The following is a 24,238-nucleotide window of genomic DNA, read 5'->3' as shown; positions in this document are numbered from 1 at the left end:
GTTTCCTCCCCGGTCTCCTCGCGAGCCAACGGTTGCCGTCCGGTGGTTCCACAGTGATCCACGCGAGGCGGCCGGGCCGTCCTACCTGAGTCCCGACTCCGGGGCGATCCGTCCCCCGCGCGGGGGAGTAGGCCTGCTCGCCGCCTCCACTCGCACCGGTGTCACCAAGGCCGCAACCAGCGGAAACGCCACCACCACCGCATACGCCCACCCGTACCCCGCCGCCCCGATCAGTGCACCCGCCGTCGGGGCCACCCCGGCCGCCACCGCGTTCTGCACGGTCGTATGCACCCCCAACGCGCGGCCCGCCCACGCGCCGCCCGCGTACTCGGCCACTGCCGTGAACGACAGGCCGTTCGTCGAGACCGTCACCACCCCCGCCGCCATCAGCGCCGCCGTGGCCGCCACCGAATGCGCGAACGCCCCCACCGCGAGCACGGCCAGCACCGCCGAAGCCGTCAACGCCAGCCGCCGCATCGGGCCCGTCCGGCTGCCCGCCACGTCCGACCAGCGGCCCGCCGCCAACCGAGCGCCCGCACCCGCCACCTGCACGCACGCCAGCACCGGGCCCGCAGTCGACGGGGACCAGCCGCGCTCGTCCACCAGGAAGACGAAGGCGAACACCGACACCGTGAACTGCGGCACCACCAGCAGCGTCGCTGCCCCGTGCAGCCGCCACAGCACCAACGTCCGGTACGGATTCCCCGCCCCCGCACCCGTACCGGCCTCCGGCCGCGCCGGATCGCGGACGAATAGCACCACCAGCAGCGCCGCCCCCACACTCAGCGCCCCCAGCACCGCCAGCGCCACCGCCCGCCCGTGCACCGCCAACGGGGGCAGCAGCAACGCCGCCAGCGCGACCCCCAGCGGCAGTGAGGTCTGCCGCAAGCCCATCGCGAGCCCGCGCTCCCGCGCCGGGAACCACCCGAGAATCAGCCGCCCGCTCGACGCATGCGCCGACGCCCCGGCGGCCCCCGCCAGCAGGAAGCACACCCCCAACCCGACCGTCCCGTGCACCGCCGTCGCCCCGAGCAGCACCAACCCGCCCACCCCGAGCCCCGACGCCAGCACCCACCGCTCACCCCACCGATCGGCCGCCGCCCCCCACGCGGTGAGCGTCAGCACCAGCCCAACGGTCGGGCAGGCCGCGAGCAGCCCGGCCTGCCCGAGCGACAACCCGCCGTCGCGCAACGCCGGTATGAGATACGGCAACCCGAACTGAAACGCACACCCGGCCGTCATCGCCGCCATCCCAACGGCCAACACCACCCACCGCTGCCGGCCACCCTGTTCCTCACGCATACAGGCAGCCAACCCGATGAACTGCAGATTCAGCAGGGGCGTCTACCTGATGGACGGGTCCCCGGCCGCTTCCCGTTCGCCACGCCGGGGTTGGCCCGGCCGGGCGCGCCTTCCTCCAGGCTCTTGAGCCGGTCGGCGAGCGCGAGGAGCATGTGCAGGCTGCCGTCGGACAGGCCGGAGGCCCGCTTGACCAGGCTGACCACCTCGGAGTTGCCGAGGGCCTGCCGCAGGTCGCCGAACTTGTCCAGCCGGTCGAGCTGTTCGTCCACGTCGGCGGTTCTGCGGTCGTCCAGGAAGTAGGCCGCGCCCTGCCGGATGCCGAAGCAGCGGCCGAGCCGGTCGAGGGTGTCGACGGTCGGGTTCGGGCTCTGCCCCTTCTGGGTGACACCGTGGTGGAGGTTGCGGACGGTGTCCTTGGAGATGACGTCGCGGCCGGCCAGGGTGTTGATCCGGTCGGCGAGTTCGCGGTACGTGGGGGCGCGTCCGCCGGCCCGGGCGGCCTCGCGGGCGATCAGGTGGCCGATCTTGTCGGCGATGGCGCGGGCACGGTTGGGCGAACGGTCCGGCGAGAGGCCGGGCGAACGTTCCGGCGAGCGGTCCGGCCCGGCAGCGGCGCCGGCACCGGGGCCGTCCGACTGGTCTGCGCGCACGTGCCAAAGCGGCTACGGGCGGGCGAGTTCGGCGATCCGCATGATGCGGCCGTGCGAGTCGAGGACGACGTCGTAGGTGTTGCCGAAGCAGCCGTAGGGGCGGGCGGGTTGGCCGTTGGCCAGGCAGTCGTCGAGGTGGGTGAGCAGGTCGGACAGCGGTACGGGCTGCGCCGCGTCGACGAGCGTGGCGTCGACGCCGGCCGCGGCGAAGCCGTAGCGCGCGGGGCTGCCCACGGCCTCGAAGCGCTTGTCACCGCAGACGTACCGAGTGGCCAGCGCGGTCAGCTCACCGGAGTCGACGGCGACGACCTGGAGGACGCGGTGCCCGGGGTGCTCGCCCACCACCGCGCAGCCGCCGGGAGCGGACGGCGCAGTCGGCACGGACGGCGCCGGCGGAGCGGCCTCGACCGTACCGTCGGCTGCGTCCGCCGGGTCCCCGAGGCCGTCGTCGTCCGCCTCGTCAACCTCGGCCGAGGCGGTCACCACGGTCGGATCGGAGTCCGCCGGGGTGCAGGCGGCGAGGCCGGTCACGGCGGCGACCGCGGCGGTGCACGAGAGCAGGGTGGCGAGCAGGATTCGGGGCGCGGCCATGGCACCAGTCTCCCCGGCGGTGTGGCGGACGCGGACACCCGGGTACACGTGTGCCGGATGGGACGTGGTTCCCGTCCCCGCCGGGTGTGCGGACCTGACGGGGACGAGAGAACAAGGGGGGCCTCCGCCGCAACCCGCCCCCCGCCGCAACCCGCCCTACGCCGCAACCCGCCCTACGCCGCAACCCGCCGCGAAGCCCCGTACGCCTCCCGCAGCCGCGCCTGCGCCCGCTCGCCCGCCCCGAGGTGGTCCAGCCCGAGCAGCGCAGCGCCGAGCACCGGCGGGGCGACGACGACCCGCGGCTCCGCCAGCGGCGCGGCCTCGGCGAGCCGCGCGGTGAGGTTGTCGAGCAGCAGCGGCTGCCGGGAGGCGAGCACCCCGCCGCCGAGCACCACCGGCGCGGGCGCGTCCAGCAGTTCCAGCCGGGTGAGCGCGACGACGGCGAGCCGGACGATCTCGTCGGCCTGCCGGTCGATGAGCTCCAGCGCGACAGCGTCCCCGTCACCCGCGACGGCGAACAGCACCCGGACGATCTCGTGCAGCCGGGTGGTCGGCAGGTGCCCGAGGTGGACGGCCTCGGCGACGGCGCCGGCGCTGGGCAGCCCGAAGTGCTCGGCGATGGCCCGGGCGAGGGCGGTGGGCCCGCCGCGGCCGTCCTCGGACCGGACGGCGTGCCACATGCTGTTGCCGGCGAGGCCGGAGCCGCCGCCCCAGTCGCCGGTGAGTTCGCCGAGGGCGGGGAAGCGCGCGGTGCGGCCGTCCGGCAGGAGTCCGACGCAGTTGATGCCGGCGCCGCAGACGACGGCGACGCCGCGCGGGCCGTCGGTGCCGGCGCGAAGGAGGCCGAAGGTGTCGTTGACGACGGTGTTGGTGGCGCCCCAGGGGTGGGATTCGAGCGCGCTGCGCAGCGCGTCCTCCTCGACCGGGAGGTCGGCGTTGGCGAGGCAGGCGCTGACGTGGCTGGTCAGGACGCCGTTCCAGGACGGGTACCCGGCTGCGGCGGCAGCCTCCGCGACCAGCGGGGCGAGGCCGGCGACGGCCGCCGCGCCGCCGATCTTCTGCGGGGTGAAGCCGCCGCCGCGGGCGGTGCCGCGGACGGTGCCGTCGGCGCCGATCAGGGCGACGTCGGTCTTGGAGTTGCCCGCGTCGATGGCGAGTACGCCGGGCAGGAGTGGTTCGGGCTGGTGGGTCATCAGGTCCCCGCGGCTCGTACGTGGCCCGGCCGTGGTCGGCGGCCGGGGATGGGTCGGTCTCCTCGCAGAGCCCGGCCCGCGACACCCTCATATCGCGGGCCGGGCGGCTTGCGGGCCGGGCGGATCACGCCCAGGCGAGGTGCTCGCGGTTGTGGGCGAGCAGCCGATCCGTCAGCTGGCCGGCGAGTTCGATCTGGCCGACCAGGGGGTGGGCGAGCAGGGCGTCGAAGACCCGGTCGCGGCCGCCGCGCAGGGCGGCGTCGAGGGCGAGGTGCTCGTACGAGGTCACGGCGGCGATGAGCCCGGCGTACAGCGGCTCGACGGGCCGCTGCGGGAGCGGGCGGACGCCGGCGGCGTCGACCTCGGCCGGGACCTCGATGACGGCGTCGTCGGGCAGGAACGGCAGCACGCCGTCGTTGCGCGTGTTGACGACCTGGACGGACGTCCCGCCCCCCGTGCCCAGCAGCGCCGCGATCAGCTGGACGGCAGCCTCGGAGTAGAACGCCCCGCCGCGCTGCCCGAGCAGTTCGGGCTTGGTGTCGAGGGCCGGGTCGGCGTAAAGCTCCAGCAACTGCCGTTCGATCTCGGCGACCTGCGCGGCCCGCGAGCCCTGCGCCTTGAGTTCCTCGACGACCGCGTCGTGCTGGTAGAAGTAGCGCAGGTAGTAGGACGGTACGACGCCGAGCCGCTCGATGACGGCCTGCGGCAGGTGCAGGTCCTCGGCGATCTCCTTGCCGAAGTCGCGGAGCAGCGACGGCAGCACCTCTCGCCCACCGGCGGCACCCGGGGCGTCGAGCAGGGTGACCCCGCGCTCCCAGGTGAGGTGGTTGAGCCCGACGTGGTCGAGCCGGATCAGCTCCGGGTCCACGCCCAGGTGGCCCGCGAACTTGCGCTGGAAGCCGATGGCGACGTTGCACAGGCCGACGGCCTTGTGCCCGGCGTTCTGCAGCGCCCGGGTGACGATGCCGACGGGGTTGGTGAAGTCGACGATCCAGGCGTCCGGGTTGGTCCGACGCACCTTCTCGGCGATGTCCAGCACCACGGGGACGGTGCGCAGAGCCTTGGCGAGCCCGCCGGCGCCGGTGGTCTCCTGGCCGACGCAGCCGCACTCCAGCGGCCAGGTCTCGTCCTGGTTGCGGGCGGCCTGCCCGCCGACGCGCAGCTGGAGCAGGACGGCGTCGGCGTCCGCGACGCCCGCCACCACATCGGTCGTCGTGGAGACGACCGCCGGGTGTCCCTGCCTGGCGAAGATCCGCCGGGCCAGTCCGCCGATCAGCTCGAGCCGATCGGCGGCCGGGTCGATCAGCACCAGCTCGCCGATCGGCAGGGTGTCCCGCAGCCGGGCGAAGCCGTCGATCAGCTCCGGGGTGTACGTCGAACCGCCGCCGACGATGGCCAACTTGAGTGCGGACTTGCTTGCGGACGTCAGTGCGGACATCAGCCCTTGACCCCTGTCAGTGTCACGCCTTCGATGAAGGCCTTCTGTGCGAAGAAGAAGAGGATGATCACCGGCGCCATCACGAGCAGGGTGGCGGCCATGGTGAGGTTCCAGTTGGTGTGGTGCGCGCCCTTGAAGGACTCCAGGCCGTAGGAGAGGGTCCAGGCGGCGTGGTTCTCGCTGGCGTAGATCTGCGGGCCGAAGTAGTCGTTCCAGCAGTAGAAGAACTGGAACAGGGCGACGGCGGCGATGGCCGGCCTGGCCATCGGGAGGACGACGCGCAGCAGGGTGCGCAGGTCGCCGCAGCCGTCTATTCGGGCCGCCTCGATGTACTCCTTGGGGATGGTCATCAGGAACTGGCGCAGCAGGAAGATCGAGAAGGCGTCGCCGAAGGCCATCGGGATGATCAGCGGCCACAGGGTGCCGGTGAGGTGCATCTGCTTCGCCCAGAACAGGTACATCGGGATGACGGTGACCTGCGGCGGCAGCATCATCATCGAGATGACCGCCATGAGCGCCAGATTGCGGCCCCGGAAGCGGAACTTGGCGAGCGCGTAGGCCACCGGGAGGCTGGAGACGACGGTCAGCAGCGTGCCGAGGCCGGCGTAGATCAGGGTGTTGCGCCACCAGGTGAGGAAGCCGGGGGCCTCCCACACCTTGAGGTAGTTGCCCCACTGCCAGGAGCTGGGCCAGTAATCAGTGGTGAGGGCCTGACTGTCCGTCATGACCGAGGTCAGGAAGGCGAAGACGAACGGCAGGAGGAAGAACAGGGCGGCGGCGATGCCCAGTGCGTGGACGGCCACCCAGTTGAGCGCGGCGCGCCGGCGGGCGGCGCGAAGAGCGGCCCCGGAGACGGCTGAACTACCGGGCGAGGTGGCCGACTTGGCGAGTGTGGGGGTGCTGGGAGTCATGGAAGGGTCCTCACTGGTCCGCTGTGTCCGCTGTGTCCGCTGTGTCCGCTGTTCCCGCTAGTCCTCGCTCGCCATGAAGCCGGAGCGGCGGCGGAGCAGGATCGAGGTGACGGCCATCGCGATGGCGAACAGGACCAGGGCGACGACACAGGCCGAGCCGGTGTCGAAGCGCTGGAAGCCGAGGTTGTACACCATCTGCGGCAGGGTCCAGGTGGAGCCCTGCGGGTAGCCGGGCTCGAACTGCTGCCCGGAGTTGCCCGCGATGCCGCCGGCGACCTTCCCGGCGACGATCGCCTGGGTGTAGTACTGCATGGTCTGGATCACGCCGGTGACCACGGCGAACATGATGATCGGCGAGATGTTCGGCAGCGTGACGTAGCGGAAGCGCTGGAACGGTCCGGCGCCGTCGAGTTCGGCCGCCTCGTACTGCTCCTTCGGCACGTCCAGCAGGGCGGCCATGAAGATGACCATCAGGTCGCCGATGCCCCACATGGCGAGCATGGTGAGCGCGGGCTTGGACCAGTTGGGGTCGGCGAACCAGCCGGGCTGCGGGAGCCCGAGGTCGCCGAGGAAGTGGTTGACCGGGCCGGTGCCGGGGTTGAGCAGGAACGCGAAGGCGACCGTCGCGGCCACCGGCGGGGCCAGGTAGGGCAGGTAGAAGGCGGTGCGGAAGAAACCGACGCCGCTCTTGATCTTCGTGATGAGCAGCCCGATGCCGAGGCCGAAGGCCACTCGCAGGGACACCATGATGACGACCAGCCACAGGGTGTTGCGCAGGCCCTGCCAGAAGAACGGGTAGTCGTTGAAGACGTAGTCCCAGTTCTTGAGGCCGTTGAAGGTGGGGGCCGAGAAGCCGTCGTACTTCATGAAGGAGAAGTAGACGGTGGAGATCAGCGGGTACAGGAAGAAGACGCCGAAGCCGATCAGCCAGGGGGAGAGGAACGCGAGGGTGCGGGCCGCCTCCCGGCGGCGCTTCCGGCGCAGCAGGTGCTGCGTGGATGGCGCCGCCGGGTCGGTCGGTCCGGTGCCCCTGCGGGTGTCGAACGCGAGTGACATGGGTGCTCCGAATGCCGTGCCGGGCCGGTTGCTTCGCCTGGGCGACGGGTTACTTCGCCTGGGCGATGGCGGCGTCGATCTCCTTGGCGGTGGCGGCGAGGCCGGCTGCGAGATCGGTCTGCTTGCCGGACTCGTACGCGTAGCCGAGGTTCTGCAGCGACACGATGTAGGCGCCGCCGTTGGCGCTGGCGGGGGTGGTGCCCGAGTTCGGGTTCCTGGCGATGTCCAGGAAGGTCTTGAAGTTCGGGTCGCTGGTGATCTTCGGCGAGTTGAGCGCGTCGAAGGTGCTCGGCACGTTGTGGATCGCGTTGGCGAAGCCGACGACCGCGTCGGTGTCGGTGGTCAGGTACTTGACCAGCTCCCAGGCGGCGGCCTGCTTCTTGCTGGTGCGGGCGATGCCGACGATGGTGCCGGTCTGGTAGCCGCGGCCGTAGGTGGCGGCCTGGTCGTCCGGCACCGGGAACGGGGCGGTGGCCCAGTCGAAGTCGGGCTTGTTGTCGGCCAGCGAGGCGGTGCGCCACTCGCCGTCCAGGGCCATCGCGACCTGGCCGGTGTGGAAGGGGTTCTTGGCGCTGAACTCCTCGCCGAAGGTGGAGCGGTACTTCTCCAGCTTGTCGAAGCCGCCGAGCTTGTCGATCAGGCCCTTCTGCCACGTGAGCATCGCGGCGACCTTCGGGTCGGTGGCGATGCCCGACTTGCCGTCGGAGCCGAAGTAGGCCGGGCCGTACTGGGCGAGGAAGTGCTCGGTGGTGGTCTCGTAGCCGTGGTAGTTCGGCAGGAAGCCGAGCTGCCTGAAGCCGTCGCCGTCCGCGATGGTGAGCTTGGCGGCGGCGTCGGCGAACTCGCTGAAGGTCTTCGGCGGGGCGGTGATGCCGGCTGCGGCGAAGGCCTTCTTGTTGTAGTAGAGGCCGTACGCGTCGCCGAGCAGCGGCAGCGAGCACTGGTTGCCCTGGAACTGCGTGTAGTTGAGCATCGCGGCCGGGAAGGTCTTGGCGGCGTCGATGTTGCTCTTCTGCAGGAAGGGCTTGAGGTCGACGAAGGCCTTGGTCGAGCAGAACATGCCGACGTTGTTCGTGGTGAAGGAGGAGATCACGTCCGGGGCGTCGTCGCCGCCGGCCCGCAGGGCCTGGTTGACCTTGTCGTCCGCGATGTTGCCCACGGCCTTGACGTGGATGTTCGGGTGGAGCTTCTCGAAGGCGGCGATGTTGTCGTTGATCGCCTTCACCTCGTTGTCCTGGCTCCAGCCGTGCCAGAAGGTGATGGTGACGTCCTTGCCGCCGGCCGAGTCGTCGGTGCTGCCGGCGTCGTTGCTGCCGGTGCAGGCGGTGGCGAGCAGGGCGAGGACGGCGCTGCCGGTGACGGCGGCGATCGTGCGGCGGCCTCTGCGGGAGGTGGTGGAGTGCACTTCGAGGTCCTCCTGGGGGTGCGCGGGCAGGCGTCATTGCCTCGTCGCCCGCGTTCGGGGTTGGGGGAGAGGTGGGTGCAGGAAGCGGTGGTGCCGGTGGGAGCGTCGTGGAGCGTCGGTGGGTGGACGTCAGTGGGTGGAGAAGACCGCCTCGCGGGCGGTGGCCAGGGCTCGTTGCAGGGCGCCGAGCAGGACGGGTGAGCCGGACAGGGCACTGCTGCGGACTTCCGGCCGGCCGATGGAGATCCGGGCCAGTTCGTCCTCGACGAGAGCGCGCAGGCGTTCGCCGCCCGCGCTCGGGACCGCGCCGGAGAGGACCACCAGTTCGGGGTCGACGACGGCGGCGATCACGGCCAGGCCGACGGCGAGCCGGCCGGCCAGTTCGGCGAGGAACGCGTCGCCGGCCCCCGGGGTCTCCAGGGCCTTGGCGATCGACTCCTCGGCGGTGGGCGCGCCGAGCCCGTGCTCGCGGGCCAGCGCCCGGACGGCGGGTGCGCCGACCAGGTCCTGGAACCCGCCGAAATTGCGGCGGCGCAGGTCCCGTACGACCGGTGAGCCGGGCACCGGCATGTAGCCGACCTCCCCGGCGCCGCCGGTGAAGCCGCGGTGCAGCCGCCCGGCGATCACGATCGCGGCGCCGGTGCCCGCACCGGCCCAGAGCAGGACGAAGTCCTCGAAGCCCCGCGCCGCGCCGGAGGCCTGTTCGGCGACGGCGGCGAGGTTCACGTCGTTCTCGATCGACACCGGCGCGCCGATCGCCTCGGACAGCTCCTCGACCAGCCGCGGCGAGTGCCAGCCGGGCAGGTGGGAGGCGTAGCGCAGCTTGCCGCTGACCGGGTCGGGCGCGCCGCCGACGCCGATCACCACGGTGTGCAGGGCGCCGTCGGCGAGCCCGGCCTCGCGGACCGCCTCGGCGACCGCCGAGGCGACCCGGGCGACCGTCTCGGCGGCCGGGGTGCCCTTGGCGGGGACGACGTGCTCGGCCAGCGTGGTGCCGGTGATGTCGGCGACGGCGACCCGGATCTCGCTGGTGGTGACGTCCACCCCGGCGACGTGGCCGGCGGCCGGATTCACCTGGTACAGCTGCGCGTTGGGGCCGGGGCCGCCCGCCGTGGTGCCCACCGGCAGGACCAGCCCGGCCGCCTCCAGGCGGGCCAGCAGCTGGGAGGCGGTGGGCTTGGAGAGCCCGGTGAGGGTGCCGATCTGGGTGCGGGAGAGCGGCCCGTTCTCCAGCAGCAGTTCGAGGGCGGCGCGGTCGTTGATGGCCCGCAGGAGGCTGGGGGTGCCGGCGAGGGGGGCCTTGGCGGTCGTCTTGGTCACGCGCAGAATCCTCCTCTTCCGGCAGGTGAGGGGAGTACCAGGGTGGTACCGGAGTGGTACCGGGGTGGCTCCCGGGCGAACTGTTAGGAAAGTTTCCAGTCGGCCTGGGAAGGACCGTACGGTCCGCGTCGGCGGAGTGTCAATGGCCCTCCGCCCGGTGGATGCCGAAGCGTTACCGGACAGCACGAAGCCCCGCTCCCACAGCGCTTGGGTGGGAGCGGGGCTTCGTCCGTATTCTCTGTCGGCTCTGACTGCGCTATAAGCGCTACGGCCTGGTGAGGTCGTCGATCGGCGGCTTCGGCTGCGGTATCGGCTCGGTCGCCCTGTAGCGCGCCGAGGCGGGATCGGCAAGCGAGGACGGCGGCGACGGATCCGCGGCCGGGGCCAGTGCGACCCCGGTGCCCCCGGTCGTCGCATCCTCCTTGACCTTGATCCCGGCCAGGTCGAAGGCCGCCTTCAGTCGCTGCCGCAGCGCCCGGGCCACCACCGGCGCCTTGCCCGGCGCCGCCCTGGCCTCGACCCGCATCATCACCGAGTCCGCCGCGACCGACTCCACGCCCAGCACCGACACCGGCTCCCAGACCAGTTCGTCGTACGGGGACTCCTTGGACAGCGCCTCGGCCGTCTCCTTGATCAGGTCCTCGGCCCGGACCAGGTTCTCCTTGTAGCCGATCTGGACGTCCACCGTGGCGGTCGACCAGCCCTGGCTCATGTTGGCGATCCGCTTGACCTCGCCGTTGCGGATGTACCAGATCTCGCCGTTGGCCCCGCGCAGCTTGGTCACCCGCAGGCCGACCTCCAGCACCGTGCCGCTGGCCACCCCGGTGTCGATCTCGTCGCCGACGCCGTACTGGTCCTCCATGATCATGAAGACCCCGGACAGGAAGTCCGTGACCAGGTTGCGGGCGCCGAAACCGATGGCCACACCGGCCACACCGGCACTCGCCAGCAGGGGCGCCAGGTTCACCCCCAGCGCGCCGAGCACCATCAGCGCCGCCGTGCCCAGGATCGTGAACGACGCGACGCTGCGCAGCACCGAGCCGATCGCCTCCGACCGCTGCTGGCGCCGCTCCGGGTTGACCACCCCGGTGTTGGCGAGCAGCCCGCCGATCCGGCCGTGCTCCTCGTGGCTCTCGTGCGCGCGCGCCATCCGCGTTATCAGCTGGGTGATCAGCTTGCGCACCACCACCCGCAGCACCAGCGCCAGGACGACGATGAAGACGATCCGCACTCCGGTGGCCAGCCAGGCCTGCCAGTGCGTGTCGAACCAGCTGGCCGCCTGCTTGGTGGTGTCGCTGACCTCGTGCGCGCTGGTCGGGAGCCGCAGATCCAGCTGCGGCAGCTGCGGCGCGGTCGGGCTGGGGGACGGCGTCGCCGGGGCGGAGGTGAGCGCCGGGGACGCGTCGGCGAGACCGGTGGCGCCGGAGCGGAACACGTGCGGGACCTTCCTTGCAGGGGGCGTGGCGGTCCCGCGCCGCGGCAAGCTCGGCCCGCGGACCGTCGGCCTAGCCTATCGGGCCCCGAACACACGCCCGGACACGCCGGAGGGCGCACGGAACGCGCCGGACGCCCCGTCAAAGCCCCGGTGCGCCCCCGCGACACCCCGCCCGGCACTGCTCCGACCGGCCGATCCGTCCCCCGGGAGGGCACCGGAGGGGCACCCGAGTGCAACCCGACCTTCGTCCGGGCATACCGGGTATGACGGAAAGCACACCCGGAGATCCTGTTGGGTCCGTTACACAGGAGTGGTGGCGCCGTACAAAGGCGTAAGGCGACACTGGGGGAGATCACTCACCCGTTGGGTGATCCAACCGCTCGTCCCGGCGCGAGCCACGCGCCGCAGGCGTCCAAGGAGGCATCCGTGCCGCATGTCCTGGTCCTCAACGCGTCCTACGAGCCACTCGGCGTCGTATCGATGCGCCGCGCACTCATCCTGGTCCTCAACCACAAGGCGGTCAGCCTGGAGGACTCGGGAGTCACTCTGCACAGCGCCACCAGCGCCCTACCGGCGCCGTCCGTCGTCCGCCTGACCCGCTTCGTCCGGGTCCCGTTCTGCGGGCCCGTCCCGCTCACCCGCCGGGCGCTGTTCGCCCGCGACCACGGCCGCTGCGTCTACTGCGGGGCCGCCGCCACCAGCGTCGACCACGTCATCCCGCGCAGCCGGGGCGGCCAGCACCGGTGGGACAACGTCGTGGCGGCCTGCCGCCGCTGCAACCACACCAAGGCCGACCGCCACCTCACCGAACTCGGCTGGCGCATGAAGCGCCCGCCGGCACCGCCCTCCGGCCTTGCCTGGCGGATCATCGGCACCGGGATCAAGGACCCGCGCTGGCGGCCCTACCTGGAACCGTACGGCGGCGGCGACCAGCTGCGCGCCCCACAGTGGGGCGAGTACGAGCACCACGACCATACCGAGCCGAACCACTCCGTGCCGCTCGGCCGAGCGCACGGCGCCCACTCGACCCCCGTCCGCCGCGGCGAGCAGCCGGAACCGCTCTCCGCCTGACCCCGCTCCACAAGGGCTTGCCCGTCATATCACTCGGTACGCCTCATGGGCCGCCGCGCACCCCACCGGGGAGCACGGCGGCCCGCCGTGTTCACGGCCTCGCCGGCTACTGCTTCGGCGGCGTTCCCGCAGCTGGCGTTCCCGCAGCCGGCGGCGCGGCCGGTGTCCCCGGCTGGGTGCCCGGCGTGCCCGGCTGCGCCGGGGGCGCGACCGGCGGCTGCGGCGGCGTCGCCGGCGGTGTCACCGCGTACAGCTCGATGCCCCACAGCGAGTAGCCGTACTTGGTCGCCCGCGAGACGCCCTGCATCCGCACGAACTTCGCGTTCGCGGCGTCGAAGCGCACCGTCTCGTCGCCACCCTTGCCGTTGTCCACACTCGCCGCGGTCGTCCAGGTGACCCCGTCCGCCGAGGTCTGGATCTTGTACGAGGAGGCGTACGCGGCCTGCCAGTGCAGCACCGCCGCCCCCAGGTGGACGGCCTGCGGCAGCTCCAGCTGCACCCAGGCGTCGTCCCGCGCGGGCGAGGACCAGCGGGTCTTCGGGTCGCCGTCCGCCACGGCCGAGGCCGGGAAGTTCGGCGTCTCGTCGCCCGAGGAGATGGCCTTCGCACCGAGCGCCAGGTCCGCGCCGCCGGTCGGCGGCACCACGTGCACCTGGAGCACCTGCTTGACGACGGTCGAGCCGGCCACGTACTGAACCGGCACCTGGTACGTCCCGGACGGCGTCCCGGCGGCCGCGCCGACCAGCAGCGGCACCCCGACCCGGCCGCCGCGCGGCACCGTCACCCCGGACGCCGGGGTCACGGTCAGGCCCTTCGCCGCGGCCGGCACGTCGGCCTGCAGGGTCCCGGTGGTGCCCTCGGGGCGGCCGGCCTCGACCGTCGCCCGGGTCTGGGTGGGCGCGGCCGCGCCGGTCACCACGTCCAGGGACGGGTCGGACAGGCTGAGCCGCGCCGCCGGGGCGTCCGCGTACCAGGGGATCACCTGGTTGACGACCGGCGGGTCGCCGCCCGGCTTCCAGGCCAGCCGGAACGCGTCGGCGCTCTGCCCGCCGGCCGGCAGCTCGTTGTAGCCGGGGTTCACGGTGCCGATCTCGACCCAGGTGCCGTCCGGGCGCCGCAGCGAGACGGTCGCGATGGCCCGCACGCTCGGGTCGGTCAGCACGGTGAGCCGGTCCAGCGGCCGGGCGGCGCCCAGCTCGACGGTCAGCGGCTCGTCCTGGGCGGTCGGCGGCTGGGCCGCCCGGTACGCGGTGTCCGGGTTGCCGTCCAGCACCGCGGCCGGCGAGGAGCCGGGCAGCGCGGCCGGGCCGCCGCTGACGCTGGCCGGGGAGTCGTCCGGCGCGGTCACGGTGAACTCCCGCACCGCCACGGCGGTCTTCTGCGCGGCGGTGGCGCGCAGCCGCACCGCCCGCACCACCGTGCCGGCGGGCAGCTGGGCGCTGACCGTCTTCTGGTTCTTGACCACGGCCAGCTGCTGCCAGCCGCCCTCGCCGGTGGTGTACTCCAGCACGCCGTCGCGGATGTAGTCGTCGACCGCGGTCTGGGCGTCCGGGCCGTTGCCCCACCCGCCCATGAGCACGGTGACGCTGCCGACCGGGCGCCCGGCGCCGAGGTCCACGCCGACGGCGTCGCCCGGCTGCGGGGGAGCGGAGCTCCAGTAGAAGGTGTCGGACACGCCGTCGGTCATCAGCGCCGGCAGGTGGTCGTGCGCGGTGCCCATGGTGGTCGTCGGGATGAGGCCGCTGCTGACCACGCCGGCCCAGTTGTCGGCAGCCTTCACCGCGCGCTCCAGGAACGGGCCGAGCACGCCCGCGCCGATCGTCGCCGGGCTCTGGGCCAGCTGCTCGCGCAGCCGGTTCAGCTCCACCCGGGCCTTCCACGCGGCGGCGCCGTCGCCGCCGTGCTGGGCCAGCAGCATGTCGAGGGCGGCCTGCCCGGCCAGCCCGTAGTTGCTCAGCGGCGCCAGCCACGGCGCGGCCTCGGCGGCCAGCGCGGACGTCGCCTGGGTGTCGGTGAGGGTCTCCTGGGCCTTGGCCATCGCGCCGAAGGCGTCCCGCAGCGGGGCCGCGGCCTCTATCAGCCTGGCGAGGTCGGGACCGGCGCCCGAGGTGGGTTCGGCGGTGGCCCAGAACTTGTCCAGCAGCGGCGTCAGATAGCCCGACTCCTGCTTCGACAGCGGCGAGGACGAACTGTTCCCGGCCAGCGCGGTGACCGCCGACAGGGCCGTCCCGGCCGGGGTGGCCGCGGCGCCGGTCGGGCCGGCCAGCGAGCGCAGCGCGGCCTGCCAGGACTCGTCCGGCTTGTACCCGGCCGGGTTCCAGGCGAAGTCGCCGGCCGTGGCCAGGGCTATCCGGGAGGCCACCGGCTGCTGCATGGCTCCGGTCAGCATGACCGCCGAACGGGTCGCGACCTCCGGGTCGCGGCCGGTGTAGGCGCCGAGGAAGAGCCGGTCCGGACTGGCGTCGTTGACCGGGTAGTTGTCCATGGTGACCAGCGGATGCCCGTACAGGCCCGCGGTGTCGGCCGTCTGAGCGCCCGTGATCTTCTCCGGGATCACCCCGACCCCGCTCCACGCCACCTGCACCCCGGCCGGCAGCGCGTCCGCCAGCGCCTTGCGGTACGGCGTGGACCCGGACTGGTGGTACTCGGTCGGGACGACCGACAGCGGCGCCAGGCCCGGGTTCTTCGCGATCAGCCGGTCCTGCACCTTGGCCGCCAGCGCGGCCTGCGCCTTGGCGGCGGCGGCCGGCCCGGTGCCGTACGTCGAGCGGTCGTCGCTGCAGTGCCACTCGTCGTAGCTGACGTCCAGGAACTGCAGCTGGAACGCCGTGAAGCCGAGCGCGCGCAGCCCGTCCAGCTTCGCCACCAGCGCGTCCACGTCCTTGCCGGAGCTGAAGCAGAACGACTGCCCCGGGTCGACGGCGTAGCCGAGCGTGACGTGGTTCTGCGCCGCCCGGCCGCCCAGCGCCCGCAGCTCCGCGGCCTTCTCGGCCGGGTAGGCGTCGCGCCAGCGCGACAGCCGGTACGGGTCGTCACCAGGCGCGTAGAGGTAGAAGTTCTGCTTGGAGCGGCCGAGGAAGTCCACCTGGTCCAGCCGCTGCTGCGCCGTCCACGGCGTGCCGTAGAACGCCTCCGCGGTACCCCGCACCGGCGCCCCCGACGGCCAGTCGCGCAGCGTGATGCCCGGCAGCCCGAGCCCCGCCGCACCCGGCGCCTGCCCCTGCCCGGCCGGTACGGCGGCCAGCAGCTGGCGCAGGCTCTGCGCCGCGTAGAAGGTGCCCGCCGCGTCCGCGCCGGCCAGCACCACCGCGCCGTACGTCCCGCTGCCCTGGGCGGGCAGCTGACCTGCCGACAGCACGTAGCCGCCGATCGGCAGCCCGATCAGCGACGGCGCGTCCTTGCCGCCGGCCGCGGCCGCCAGGTCGCGCAGCGCCCGGTCCACCGTGCCGTCCGCCCCCTCGGCCGGCCCGCCGATGTACACCACCAGCGAGCCCGCGGCCGGGGTGCCCGCGTCCACCTGCGGCGTGATGGCCGTCGCCCCGGCGATCCCGAGCACATCGCGGACGGCGTCAACGGCGCCGTGATCCGCCTTCGGCGTGGTCACCAGCGTCACTTCCGCCGGCACTGCGACCGGCTTGCCCGCCACCGTCTGCTCCTGCGGCCGCGGGAACACCTGCGGGTTCGTCACACTTCCCAGCGGCGTCTGCGGCGCGGTGCTCACCACGTCCGGCCCCGACGCGGCCGCGTACGCCGCCGCCGACGGCACCGGCCCCGCCAGCAGCCCGCCGACCACGGCGGCCGCCGCGACACCCGCCGCGATCTGCATCGTCCGCCGCCCCGGCCGCCCCGGCCGCCCCGGCCGCCCGGGCGCGCGCTCCGCGCGCACCGACGCCAGCAGCGGCTCCGTCCCCTTCAGATCCGCGATCAGCCGGTCCGCCGTCCGCGGCGCCAGCTGACGGCACGTCCGCGCCGTGGCCCGCCGCGCCGCCAACGCGGTCGGGTGGTAGAGCACCTCCCGCAACGCCGGGCTCTGCTCCAACTGCTGCCGCAGCCGCCGCCCGGCCACAACGGAAACTCGGGCTTGCACAGGAGCCTCCTCGCCAGGCCTGGACCACATCGCCGCAACCCCACCAGCTACCCAACCCGGTGTCAACGTCGCCGTCAGGTATGTCCACTTTGCCCCGTTGATCACTCCCGGCCTCCACCGTCCCGGGCCCCGACTTGCCCCCGACGTACCGTCGGCCTTCACTCCCCGTACATCGGCCCCGCGCCCGCCCTGCCCCCGCCCACCCGTCGACCTCCCCCCTCTCGCGTCCCCCAGCCCTTGACCCCGCCCGACGGCCCCCCGCCCTGCCCCCTCCCCCCGGGAGGGCGGCAGCCGATCCGGGGTCGCACACGTGTCGCGCTGGGTCATCGGGTCGTCACGCGGGTAGGACTGTGGTCGTCCTGACCAGGCGTTGCCGAGACATCGTAGGAGCCGCGAGTGGCCGCTTATCTCGACCGTGACGGAGCCGACGGGCTGAAGGTGCCGACGCAGGACGCGCCGGCACCTCCCGCCGAGCTGGTGGCGCTGGCCCAGGCGTACGGGGTGGATACGCGGGATCCGGGGCCGGGCGGGGTGCCCGTGGGGGCGCGGACGCTGGTGGCGGTGCTGGGGGCGCTCGGGGTGGCGGCGGGGACGCCGGAGGAGGTGCGGGAGGTGTTGGAGCGTCACCGGGCCGAGCTGCAGGCCCGGTTGCTGCCACCGTGCGTCGTAGTCCGCCAAGGGCGCCGTACGGCACTGGACGTGCCCGCCGATGCGCGCCTGCACGTGGAGCTGGAGGACGGCGGCGCTTGGGAGCTCCCCCGCGGCCACTCGCACTGGCTGCCGGCCGATCTCCCCCTCGGGCGGCACGTCCTCAAAGCGGAGACGAGCAGCGGCAAGGCCCAGGCGGCACTGATCGTCGCCCCCGCGAAGCTCCCCCAACTCCCCGGCCGCAGCTGGGGGTTCCTCGCCCAGCTGTACTCCGTCCTCTCCGGCCGCTCCTGGGGCATGGGCGACCTCGGCGACCTCGCCGACCTCGCGCAGTGGGCGGGCGCCGACCTCGGCGCAGGCTTCGTCCAGATCAACCCCCTCCACGCCGGCCTCCCCGGCGCCCCCTCCGACCCGTCCCCCTACCGCCCCTCCTCCCGCCGCTTCGCAGACCCCGTCCACCTGCGCGTCGAGGCCGTCCCCGAGTACGCCTACCTCGCCGGCGACCAGCGCGCCGAGGCCGAGGAACTGGGCCGCCGGGCCGCCCGGCTCCGCGCCGAGGTGCTGGCGCACGACGGCCTGATCGACCGGGACGCCGTCTGGACGCTCAAGCGCGAGGCGCTGGAGCTGCTGCACGAGGTGCCGCGCGGGGCCGGCCGCGAGGCCGCGTACCGGGCGTACCGGCGCCGCGAGGGCGAGTGGCTGGAGCGGTACGCCCTCTGGAACGCGCTCGCCGAGGTGCACGGCCCGGACTGGCACGCCTGGCCGAAGGGGCTGCGCCACCCGGACGGGTCGCAGGTGGAGCGCGCCCGGAAGGAGTGCGCCGACCGGGTCGAGTTCCACCGCTGGCTCGCCTGGCAGGTCGACCAGCAACTCGCCGCCGCCCAGGCGGCGGCCCGGGAGGCCGGCATGCCGGTCGGGCTGATCCACGACCTCGCCGTCGGCGTCCACCCGGACGGCGCGGACGCCTGGGCGCTGCAGGACGTGCTGGCCGGCGGCATCTCGGTCGGCGCCCCGCCGGACGCCTTCAACGCGCACGGCCAGGACTGGGGCCTGCCGCCCTGGCGCCCGGACGCGCTCGCCGCGGCCGGCTACGCCCCGTACGCGGAGCTGCTGCGGGCCGCCGCCCGGCACGCGGGGGCCGTGCGGATCGACCACGTGATGGGTCTGTTCCGGCTCTGGTGGGTGCCGGACGGGCACGCGCCGACCGAGGGCGCGTACGTCCGCTACGACGCGGAGGCGATGCTCGGGGTGCTGGCGCTGGAGGCGCACCGGGCGGGGACGGCGGTGATCGGCGAGGACCTGGGGACGGTTGAGCCGGGGGTCCGCGAGGAGCTGGCGGCGCGCGGGATCCTCGGGACGTCCGTCCTCTGGTTCGAGCGGGACTGGCCGGCGGGCGGGGAGATCCTGGCGCCGGACCGCTGGCGGACGGGCTGTCTGGCCACCCTCACCACCCACGACCTGCCGAGTACGGCGGCCCGCCTCTCCGGCGAGCACGTCGAGCTGCGGCACCGGCTGGGGCTGCTGGCCCGCCCGCTGGGGGAGGAGCAGGCGGAGGCGGCGGGGGAGCTGGCGGACTGGCGTGCCGCGCTGACCAGGCTGGGGCTGCTGGCGCCGGACGAGCCGCTGTCGATGCCGGTGCTGTACCGCTTCCTGGCCGCCACCGGGGCGGGGCTGGTCGGCGTCTGGCTGCCGGACCTGGTCGGCGACCCGCGCCCGCAGAACCTGCCCGGCACCTGGGACCAGTACCCGAACTGGCGCCTCCCGATCGCCGACGGCGCCGGCCACCCGGTCACCCTCGACACCCTGGCCACGACCCCGGCGGCCCCCTTCCTCGCCCACCTCCTGGCCCCGACCCCACCCCGCCCGGCCTGACCCTTACCCTGCCCGGCACACCCCCAGGCGTGCCGGGCCATCCCACCACGGCCAGCCCGCTCCCGCCGCCCCCCGTCCCGCAGGGCCCCCACCCCCGGCCCGCCACCTCCCGGAAGGCCGACCCCGGCGCGCGGGGGTCCATAAGCGGCGGGTAAGTTGGAAATCGTGGACAAGAGGAACGCTTTGCGAGCCGGCGCGGTCTCCGCAACGGTCACGCTGATGATGCTGCTGTCGTCGCCCGCCATGGCCCTCACCCGGGACGATGGCGACGACCCGGGCGCCGGCCTGAGCGTCGGCCAGACCATCGGCCTGTACGTGCTGATCCCGATCGTGGCCTTCGCGATCATCGCCGCCCTCGCGGGCCTGCCGTACGGCAACAAGGGCAAGAAGAAGTAGCCGACGGTCCGACGGCCGTCCACCAAGACCCGCAAACCCCGAAGGGGCGCCGGACCCGAGTCCGGCGCCCCTTCGGGCATTCCTACGGCGTCAGCGACCCGCCGCCCGGTCGGCGGCCTGCGCCTTGAGCGCCCGCTCGATCCCGGCCCGCGCTTCGACGACCTGCCGCCGCAGCGCCGGCGCCGGCTCGGCGGAGGCCAGCCACGCGTCCGTCGCGTCCACCGTCTCCTGCGTGACCTGGAGCGCCGGGTACAGCCCGACGATGATCTGCTGCGAGATCTCGTGGCTGCGGGTCTCCCAGACCTCCTTCACGGCCGCGAAGTACTTCGCCGCGTACGACGCGAGCAGCTCGCGCTGGTCGGCCTGCTGGAAGCCGGCGATGGTCGCTTCCTGGACGTAGTTGGTGAGCGTGTCCGACTCGACGACCGCCGCCCACGCCTCGGCCTTGGCCTCGGCGGTGGGCCGGGCGGCGCGGCAGGTGGCGGCGTGCTCCTGGCCGGCCGCGGTGTTGTCGCGCTCCAGCTCGGCGGCGATGGCCACCTCGTCGGCGCGGCCGGTGGCGGCGAGCCGGGTGAGCAGGGTCCAGCGCAGCTCGGTGTCGACGGCGAGGCCCTTGACCTCCACCGTGCCGTCCAGCAGCCCGGCGAGCAGGTCGAGCTGCCCGTCGGTGCGGGCGACGGCGGCGAGGGCGCGGGCCCAGGCGAGCTGGTGGTCGCCGGCGGGTTCGGCGGCCCGCAGGTGCTCCTCGGCGGCGGCGGCCCAGCGGGCGAGGCCCTGCTCGCGCCACGCGGGGTCGGTGTAGGCGTCGAGGGCGAGCTTGACCTGCCGCTGCACGGACTGGACGACGCCGATGTCGGTCTCGCGCCCGATGCCGGAGAGGGCGAGCGACAGGTAGTCGCGGGCGGCGAGTTCGCCGTCGCGGGTCATGTCCCAGGCGGAGGCCCAGCACAGGGCGCGCGGCAGCGACTCGGTGAACCCGCCGAGGTGCTCGGTGACGACGGCGAGCGAGTCCTCGTCGAGCCGGATCTTGGCGTAGGAGAGGTCGTCGTCGTTGAGCAGGACGACGGCCGGCCGGTGCCGCCCGACGAGCTCCGGCACCTCGGTGCGCGGCCCGTCGACGTCGAGCTCGATCCGGTCGGTGCGTACGAGCGTGCCGTCGACGAGCTCGTACAGGCCGATGGCGACGCGGTGCGGACGCAGCACGGCCTCGCCCTTGGCACCGGCGGGCAGCGCGGGGGCCTCCTGCAGGACGGTGAAGGACTCGATCTCGCCGTCCGTGTTCAGGACGATCGCGGGCCGCAGCACGTTGATGCCGGCGGTCTCCAGCCAGGCCTTGGACCAGGCCTTGAGGTCGCGTCCGCTGGCCTCCTCCAGGGCTCCGAGCAGGTCGCCGAGCCGGGTGTTGCCCCAGGCGTGGCGCTTGAAGTAGGCCTGCACGCCTTGGAAGAAGGCGTCCTGGCCGACGTAGGCGACGAGCTGCTTGAGCACCGACGCGCCCTTGGCGTAGGTGATGCCGTCGAAGTTGACCTGGACGTCCTCCAGGTCGTTGATGTCGGCCATGATCGGGTGGGTGGACGGCAGCTGGTCCTGCCGGTACGCCCAGGTCTTCATCTGGTTGGCGAAGGTGGTCCAGGAGTGCGGCCACTTGGAGCCGGGGGCCTCGGCCTGGCAGACGGCCTCGGCGAAGGTGGCGAAGGACTCGTTGAGCCAGAGGTCGTTCCACCACTCCATGGTGACGAGGTCGCCGAACCACATGTGGGCGAGCTCGTGCAGGATCGTCGCGGCGCGGGACTCGTACGCGGCGTCGGTGACCTTGGAGCGGAACACGTACTGGTCGCGCAGGGTGACGGCGCCCGCGTTCTCCATCGCGCCGGCGTTGAACTCCGGGACGAACAGCTGGTCGTACTTCGCGAACGGGTAGGGGAAGTCGAACTTCTCCTGGAAGTAGTCGAAGCCCTGCTTGGTGACCGCGAACACGGCGTCGGCGTCGAGGAATTCGCGCAGCGAGGGCCGGCAGTAGACGCCGAGCGGCACCTTCTGCTCGCCGTTCTCGTAGCTGTCGAAGACGCCGACGTACGGGCCGGCGACGAGCGCCGTGATGTAGCTGGAGATCCGGCCGGTCGGCTCGAACGTCCACACCTGGACATCCTGACCGTTGGACGCAGTGCCGTCGCCGGCCGGCACCGGGGTGGGCGAGTTGGAGACCACGACCCAGCCCTTGGGGGCGGTCACGGTGAACGCGAACGTGGCCTTCAGGTCGGGCTGTTCGAAGGAGGCGAAGACGCGGCGGGCGTCCGGCACCTCGAACTGGGTGTACAGGTAGGTCTCGCCGTCGACCGGGTCGACGAACCGGTGCAGGCCCTCACCGGTGTTGGTGTAGGCGCAGTCGGCGACGACGCGCAGCTCGTTCTCGGCCGCGAGGTCCGGCAGCGGGATCCGGCTGTCGGCGAAGCTCGCGGGGTCGAGCGGGGCGCCGTTGAGGGTGATCTCCTCGACGCTCGGGGCGACGAGGTCGATGAAGCTGTCCGCGCCGGGGGTGGTGGCGGTGAACCGGACCACGGTGGTGGAACGGAAGGTCCCGCCCTCGCGGGCCGAGCTCAGGTCGAGCTCGATGTCGTACGCGTCCACGTGCAGCAGGTCGGCCCGGGTGCGGGCCTCCTCACGGGTCAGGTTGGTGCCGGGCACTCGCTGAACTCCTTCGTCGGGCTGGTGTTTCGCATCCTCCCATGCCCAACGGACGAGCCCGCCGAATCATCGCAGGCGGGGCGGGCCGGGCCGAAAGCCCGTACCCGCCCCGCCTGCACACCGGACGTCAGCCCGGCTGTCAGCCCCGAAGGCTCACCGTCACTTCTTCCACTTGGTCACCGGCGCGTTCGTGCTGCCGCGGCTGAAGGCGTAGACCGAGTTGCCGTCCGGCGCCATGACGTACTCGGACAGGCTCATGCCGATGTCGAGGCCGTCGGGCATGGCCAGGGTGCCGAGGTCGGTCATCTTGCCGTCGGTCGGCGAGAGCGTCACCAGCCGGGCGGGCTTCTTGTAGCCCTGGCTGATGATCACGCGGACCTTGCCGTCCTTGTCGTAGCCGGACACCAGCCGGATGTCCTGGTTGGAGTCGGCGGCGGCCGACCAGATCCGCTTGCCGGTGGTCAGGTCGTACGCGTTGACGGCCGAGTTGGAGCCGGTGATCTGCGCGTACAGGATGTTGCCGCTGACCACGTTCTGGGTCATCGCGTCGGACTCGCCGGACAGGCGCAGGCTGTCCGAGCCGGGCTCCTTGACCGACATCGGGTTGCCCGGCTTGTTGCTCTTGTCGAACGGCAGGACGTAGTCGCCGTTCGGGCCGCTGCTCATCAGCAGCACCAGCGGCTGGTCCGAGACGACCTTGTCGACCCGCTCGATGCTGCCCTGGAGGGTGATCGGCGAGCTGGTGGTCTTGCCGGTGTCGGCGTCGACGATCACCAGCTGCGACTTCGGGCCGCTGGTCAGGTAGCAGCGGTCGCTGACGGCGATCTGGTTGCCGCCCGCCCGGCCGTACAGGCTGCAGTCCTTGTCGCGCGGCTGGAACTGCCAGACCGGGCTGCCGTTGTCGATGTTCACCGCACCGACGAGGTTGCCGCCGATGGCGACCACCTTGTCGGTGACACTGAGCGTCGGGTAGGAGACCCGGTCGTTGGAGACCTTGGCGCTCCAGAGCAGCTTGCCCTGGCTGATGTCGACGGCGCCGATGGTGGAGCAGTCGCTGTCACCGGTGTTGAAGGCGACGGCGGCCACGTTCTTGGAGTTGGTGCTGTACGAGGCGGCGCACAGCTCCTTGGCGCCGGAGGGCACCGGGATGTTCCACGCCTCCTTGCCGTCCGTGACGTTGAAGCCCCGGATGCCGGTGCTGTCGGCGCGCACGGTGACCTTGTCGGTGCCCCAGATGCCGAGAATCTGCGCGCTGCCGTCCCCGGTGGTGGCCTTGGGGGCGTTCCAGGCGACGTTGTAGGAGGCACCGCCGCCGCCACCGCCGCCCGTGTTGCCGCCGCTGCTGGAGCCCGCGATGGTCGGGGCGTCGGTGACGTCGCCGCTGGTGCCGCCGGTGCTGGTGGTGCCACCGGAGCTGGCGGTCGGGTTGTCGGGGTTGTCCTTCTGGGTGAACAGCACGATGAGCCCGGCGACGATGGCGACGGCCAGCACGCCGCCGATGATGCCGCCCCACATCATCACGGGGTTGCGCTGCTTGGGCACGGCCGGCACCGGCGTGGTCGGGTAGGTGTACCCGGCCTGCTGCTGCTCCTGCGGGTACCCGTAGCCGCCGCCGAAGGTCTGGCCGGCGTCGGGCGCGGCGTACGAGGCGCCGGGCATCGGGTCGTACGGGCCGACGGGCGCGCCGGCCGGGGGCGGCGGCGGGGCCTGGGACGGGAAGGCGGCCGCGGTCGGTGCGTAGGCGGCGCCCCCGCCCGGCGGAGCGGCCGGCGGTGCGGGCGGCTGGGCCGGCGGACCGGCCGGCGCGGCCGGGCCCGGGATCGCCGAGCCGTCGAGCTGTGTCATCTGGTCCGCGACGGCGGCCGGGTCCGTGCCGGGCTGGCGCCCGAACGAGACGCCCCGGTTGTCCTGCGGGCCGCTGCCGGGCGTTTCGCCTGTCCCCGGCGTAGGGTGATCCCCTGCCATCTGATTCCCCGTCATGTCTGGATTCGTCCCCCTGCCGGTATCGTCCGGTTCCGGTGGGACGGGTGAGATTGGGCACCATGGTAGTGGTGACTGGTTTTCGGTTGCCGACAGGAGCCCGAAAGCCCCCCGGGACCCCCTCCGGATCTCCCCGTCACCCCTTCGCGCACGACGGCCCCGGACCGTCCCCGGCCCGCCGCCCCCCTGCCCGCCCGG

The 24,238-nt window shown here is 73.1% G+C and carries 16 protein-coding genes; 3 read left to right on the top strand and 13 right to left on the bottom strand.

Annotation, left to right across the window (positions count from 1 at the left end; translation table 11 throughout):
* Positions 1–81: 81 nt before the first annotated feature.
* From KV557_RS10675 to KV557_RS10630, 10 genes are all read right to left on the bottom strand, one after another.
* Positions 82–1,302, bottom strand: coding sequence for an MFS transporter (locus KV557_RS10675; RefSeq protein WP_218199572.1), 1,221 nt, complete (start codon positions 1,300–1,302; stop codon positions 82–84).
* A gap of 29 nt (positions 1,303–1,331) precedes the next feature.
* Positions 1,332–1,952 carry a hypothetical protein gene (locus KV557_RS10670; RefSeq protein WP_218199571.1) on the bottom strand — a complete coding sequence of 207 codons (621 nt, stop codon included), beginning with the start codon at positions 1,950–1,952 and terminating at the stop codon, positions 1,332–1,334.
* Between the two features lie 12 nt (positions 1,953–1,964).
* Entirely contained in the window at positions 1,965–2,543 is a 579-nt protein-coding gene (locus tag KV557_RS10665) for a hypothetical protein (protein ID WP_218199570.1), read from the bottom strand.
* A 173-nt stretch (positions 2,544–2,716) separates the two neighbouring features.
* Positions 2,717–3,736 (bottom strand): N-acetylglucosamine kinase, encoded by a 1,020-nt coding sequence (locus KV557_RS10660; RefSeq protein WP_218199569.1) that lies wholly within the window; start codon positions 3,734–3,736, stop codon positions 2,717–2,719.
* Between the two features lie 124 nt (positions 3,737–3,860).
* Positions 3,861–5,174, bottom strand: a complete 1,314-nt coding sequence (locus KV557_RS10655; RefSeq protein WP_218199568.1) for a 6-phospho-beta-glucosidase — start codon at positions 5,172–5,174, stop codon at positions 3,861–3,863.
* Positions 5,174–6,085, bottom strand: coding sequence for a carbohydrate ABC transporter permease (locus tag KV557_RS10650; protein ID WP_218199567.1), 912 nt, complete (start codon positions 6,083–6,085; stop codon positions 5,174–5,176). The genes KV557_RS10655 and KV557_RS10650 overlap by 1 nt, the downstream gene beginning before the upstream one ends.
* A gap of 57 nt (positions 6,086–6,142) precedes the next feature.
* Positions 6,143–7,141, bottom strand: coding sequence for a carbohydrate ABC transporter permease (locus tag KV557_RS10645; protein ID WP_218199566.1), 999 nt, complete (start codon positions 7,139–7,141; stop codon positions 6,143–6,145).
* 49 nt (positions 7,142–7,190) lie between these two features.
* On the bottom strand, positions 7,191–8,546 hold the full coding sequence (locus tag KV557_RS10640) for an ABC transporter substrate-binding protein (protein WP_218199565.1): 1,356 nt from the start codon (positions 8,544–8,546) through the stop codon (positions 7,191–7,193).
* A gap of 129 nt (positions 8,547–8,675) precedes the next feature.
* Positions 8,676–9,866, bottom strand: coding sequence for an ROK family transcriptional regulator (locus tag KV557_RS10635; RefSeq protein ID WP_308129837.1), 1,191 nt, complete (start codon positions 9,864–9,866; stop codon positions 8,676–8,678).
* A 265-nt stretch (positions 9,867–10,131) separates the two neighbouring features.
* Positions 10,132–11,301: a mechanosensitive ion channel family protein gene (locus KV557_RS10630; protein ID WP_218199564.1), complete on the bottom strand. Its 1,170-nt coding sequence runs from the start codon at positions 11,299–11,301 to the stop codon at positions 10,132–10,134.
* Positions 11,302–11,727: 426 nt separating this feature from the next.
* Here KV557_RS10630 and KV557_RS10625 point away from each other — a divergent pair, with 426 nt between their 5' ends.
* Positions 11,728–12,372, top strand: a complete 645-nt coding sequence (locus KV557_RS10625) for an HNH endonuclease (RefSeq protein WP_218199563.1) — start codon at positions 11,728–11,730, stop codon at positions 12,370–12,372.
* Positions 12,373–12,478: 106 nt separating this feature from the next.
* Here the strand turns inward: KV557_RS10625 and KV557_RS44035 are convergent, their stop codons facing one another.
* Positions 12,479–16,459 (bottom strand): beta-N-acetylglucosaminidase domain-containing protein, encoded by a 3,981-nt coding sequence (locus KV557_RS44035; RefSeq protein ID WP_308129836.1) that lies wholly within the window; start codon positions 16,457–16,459, stop codon positions 12,479–12,481.
* 438 nt (positions 16,460–16,897) lie between these two features.
* Between KV557_RS44035 and malQ the strand changes: the two genes are divergently transcribed.
* Both malQ and KV557_RS10610 read left to right on the top strand, forming a co-directional pair.
* Positions 16,898–18,979 carry a 4-alpha-glucanotransferase gene (gene malQ, locus KV557_RS10615; RefSeq protein WP_374106613.1) on the top strand — a complete coding sequence of 694 codons (2,082 nt, stop codon included), beginning with the start codon at positions 16,898–16,900 and terminating at the stop codon, positions 18,977–18,979.
* A 165-nt stretch (positions 18,980–19,144) separates the two neighbouring features.
* Positions 19,145–19,375, top strand: coding sequence for a hypothetical protein (locus tag KV557_RS10610; protein ID WP_218199561.1), 231 nt, complete (start codon positions 19,145–19,147; stop codon positions 19,373–19,375).
* A 90-nt stretch (positions 19,376–19,465) separates the two neighbouring features.
* Here KV557_RS10610 and pepN read toward each other — a convergent pair whose 3' ends face one another.
* Together pepN and KV557_RS10600 are read right to left on the bottom strand one after the other, a co-directional pair.
* The gene (gene pepN / locus KV557_RS10605; protein WP_218199560.1) at positions 19,466–22,060 is read right to left on the bottom strand and encodes an aminopeptidase N; all 2,595 of its coding nucleotides are present in this window, start codon (positions 22,058–22,060) and stop codon (positions 19,466–19,468) included.
* Positions 22,061–22,219: 159 nt separating this feature from the next.
* On the bottom strand, positions 22,220–24,025 hold the full coding sequence (locus KV557_RS10600) for an outer membrane protein assembly factor BamB family protein (protein WP_218199559.1): 1,806 nt from the start codon (positions 24,023–24,025) through the stop codon (positions 22,220–22,222).
* Positions 24,026–24,238: the final 213 nt, after the last annotated feature.

The organism is Kitasatospora aureofaciens (assembly GCF_019192735.1).
Classification (GTDB): Bacteria; Actinomycetota; Actinomycetes; order Streptomycetales; family Streptomycetaceae; genus Kitasatospora; species Kitasatospora aureofaciens_A.
This window is presented reverse-complemented; position numbering and strand designations above follow the sequence as displayed.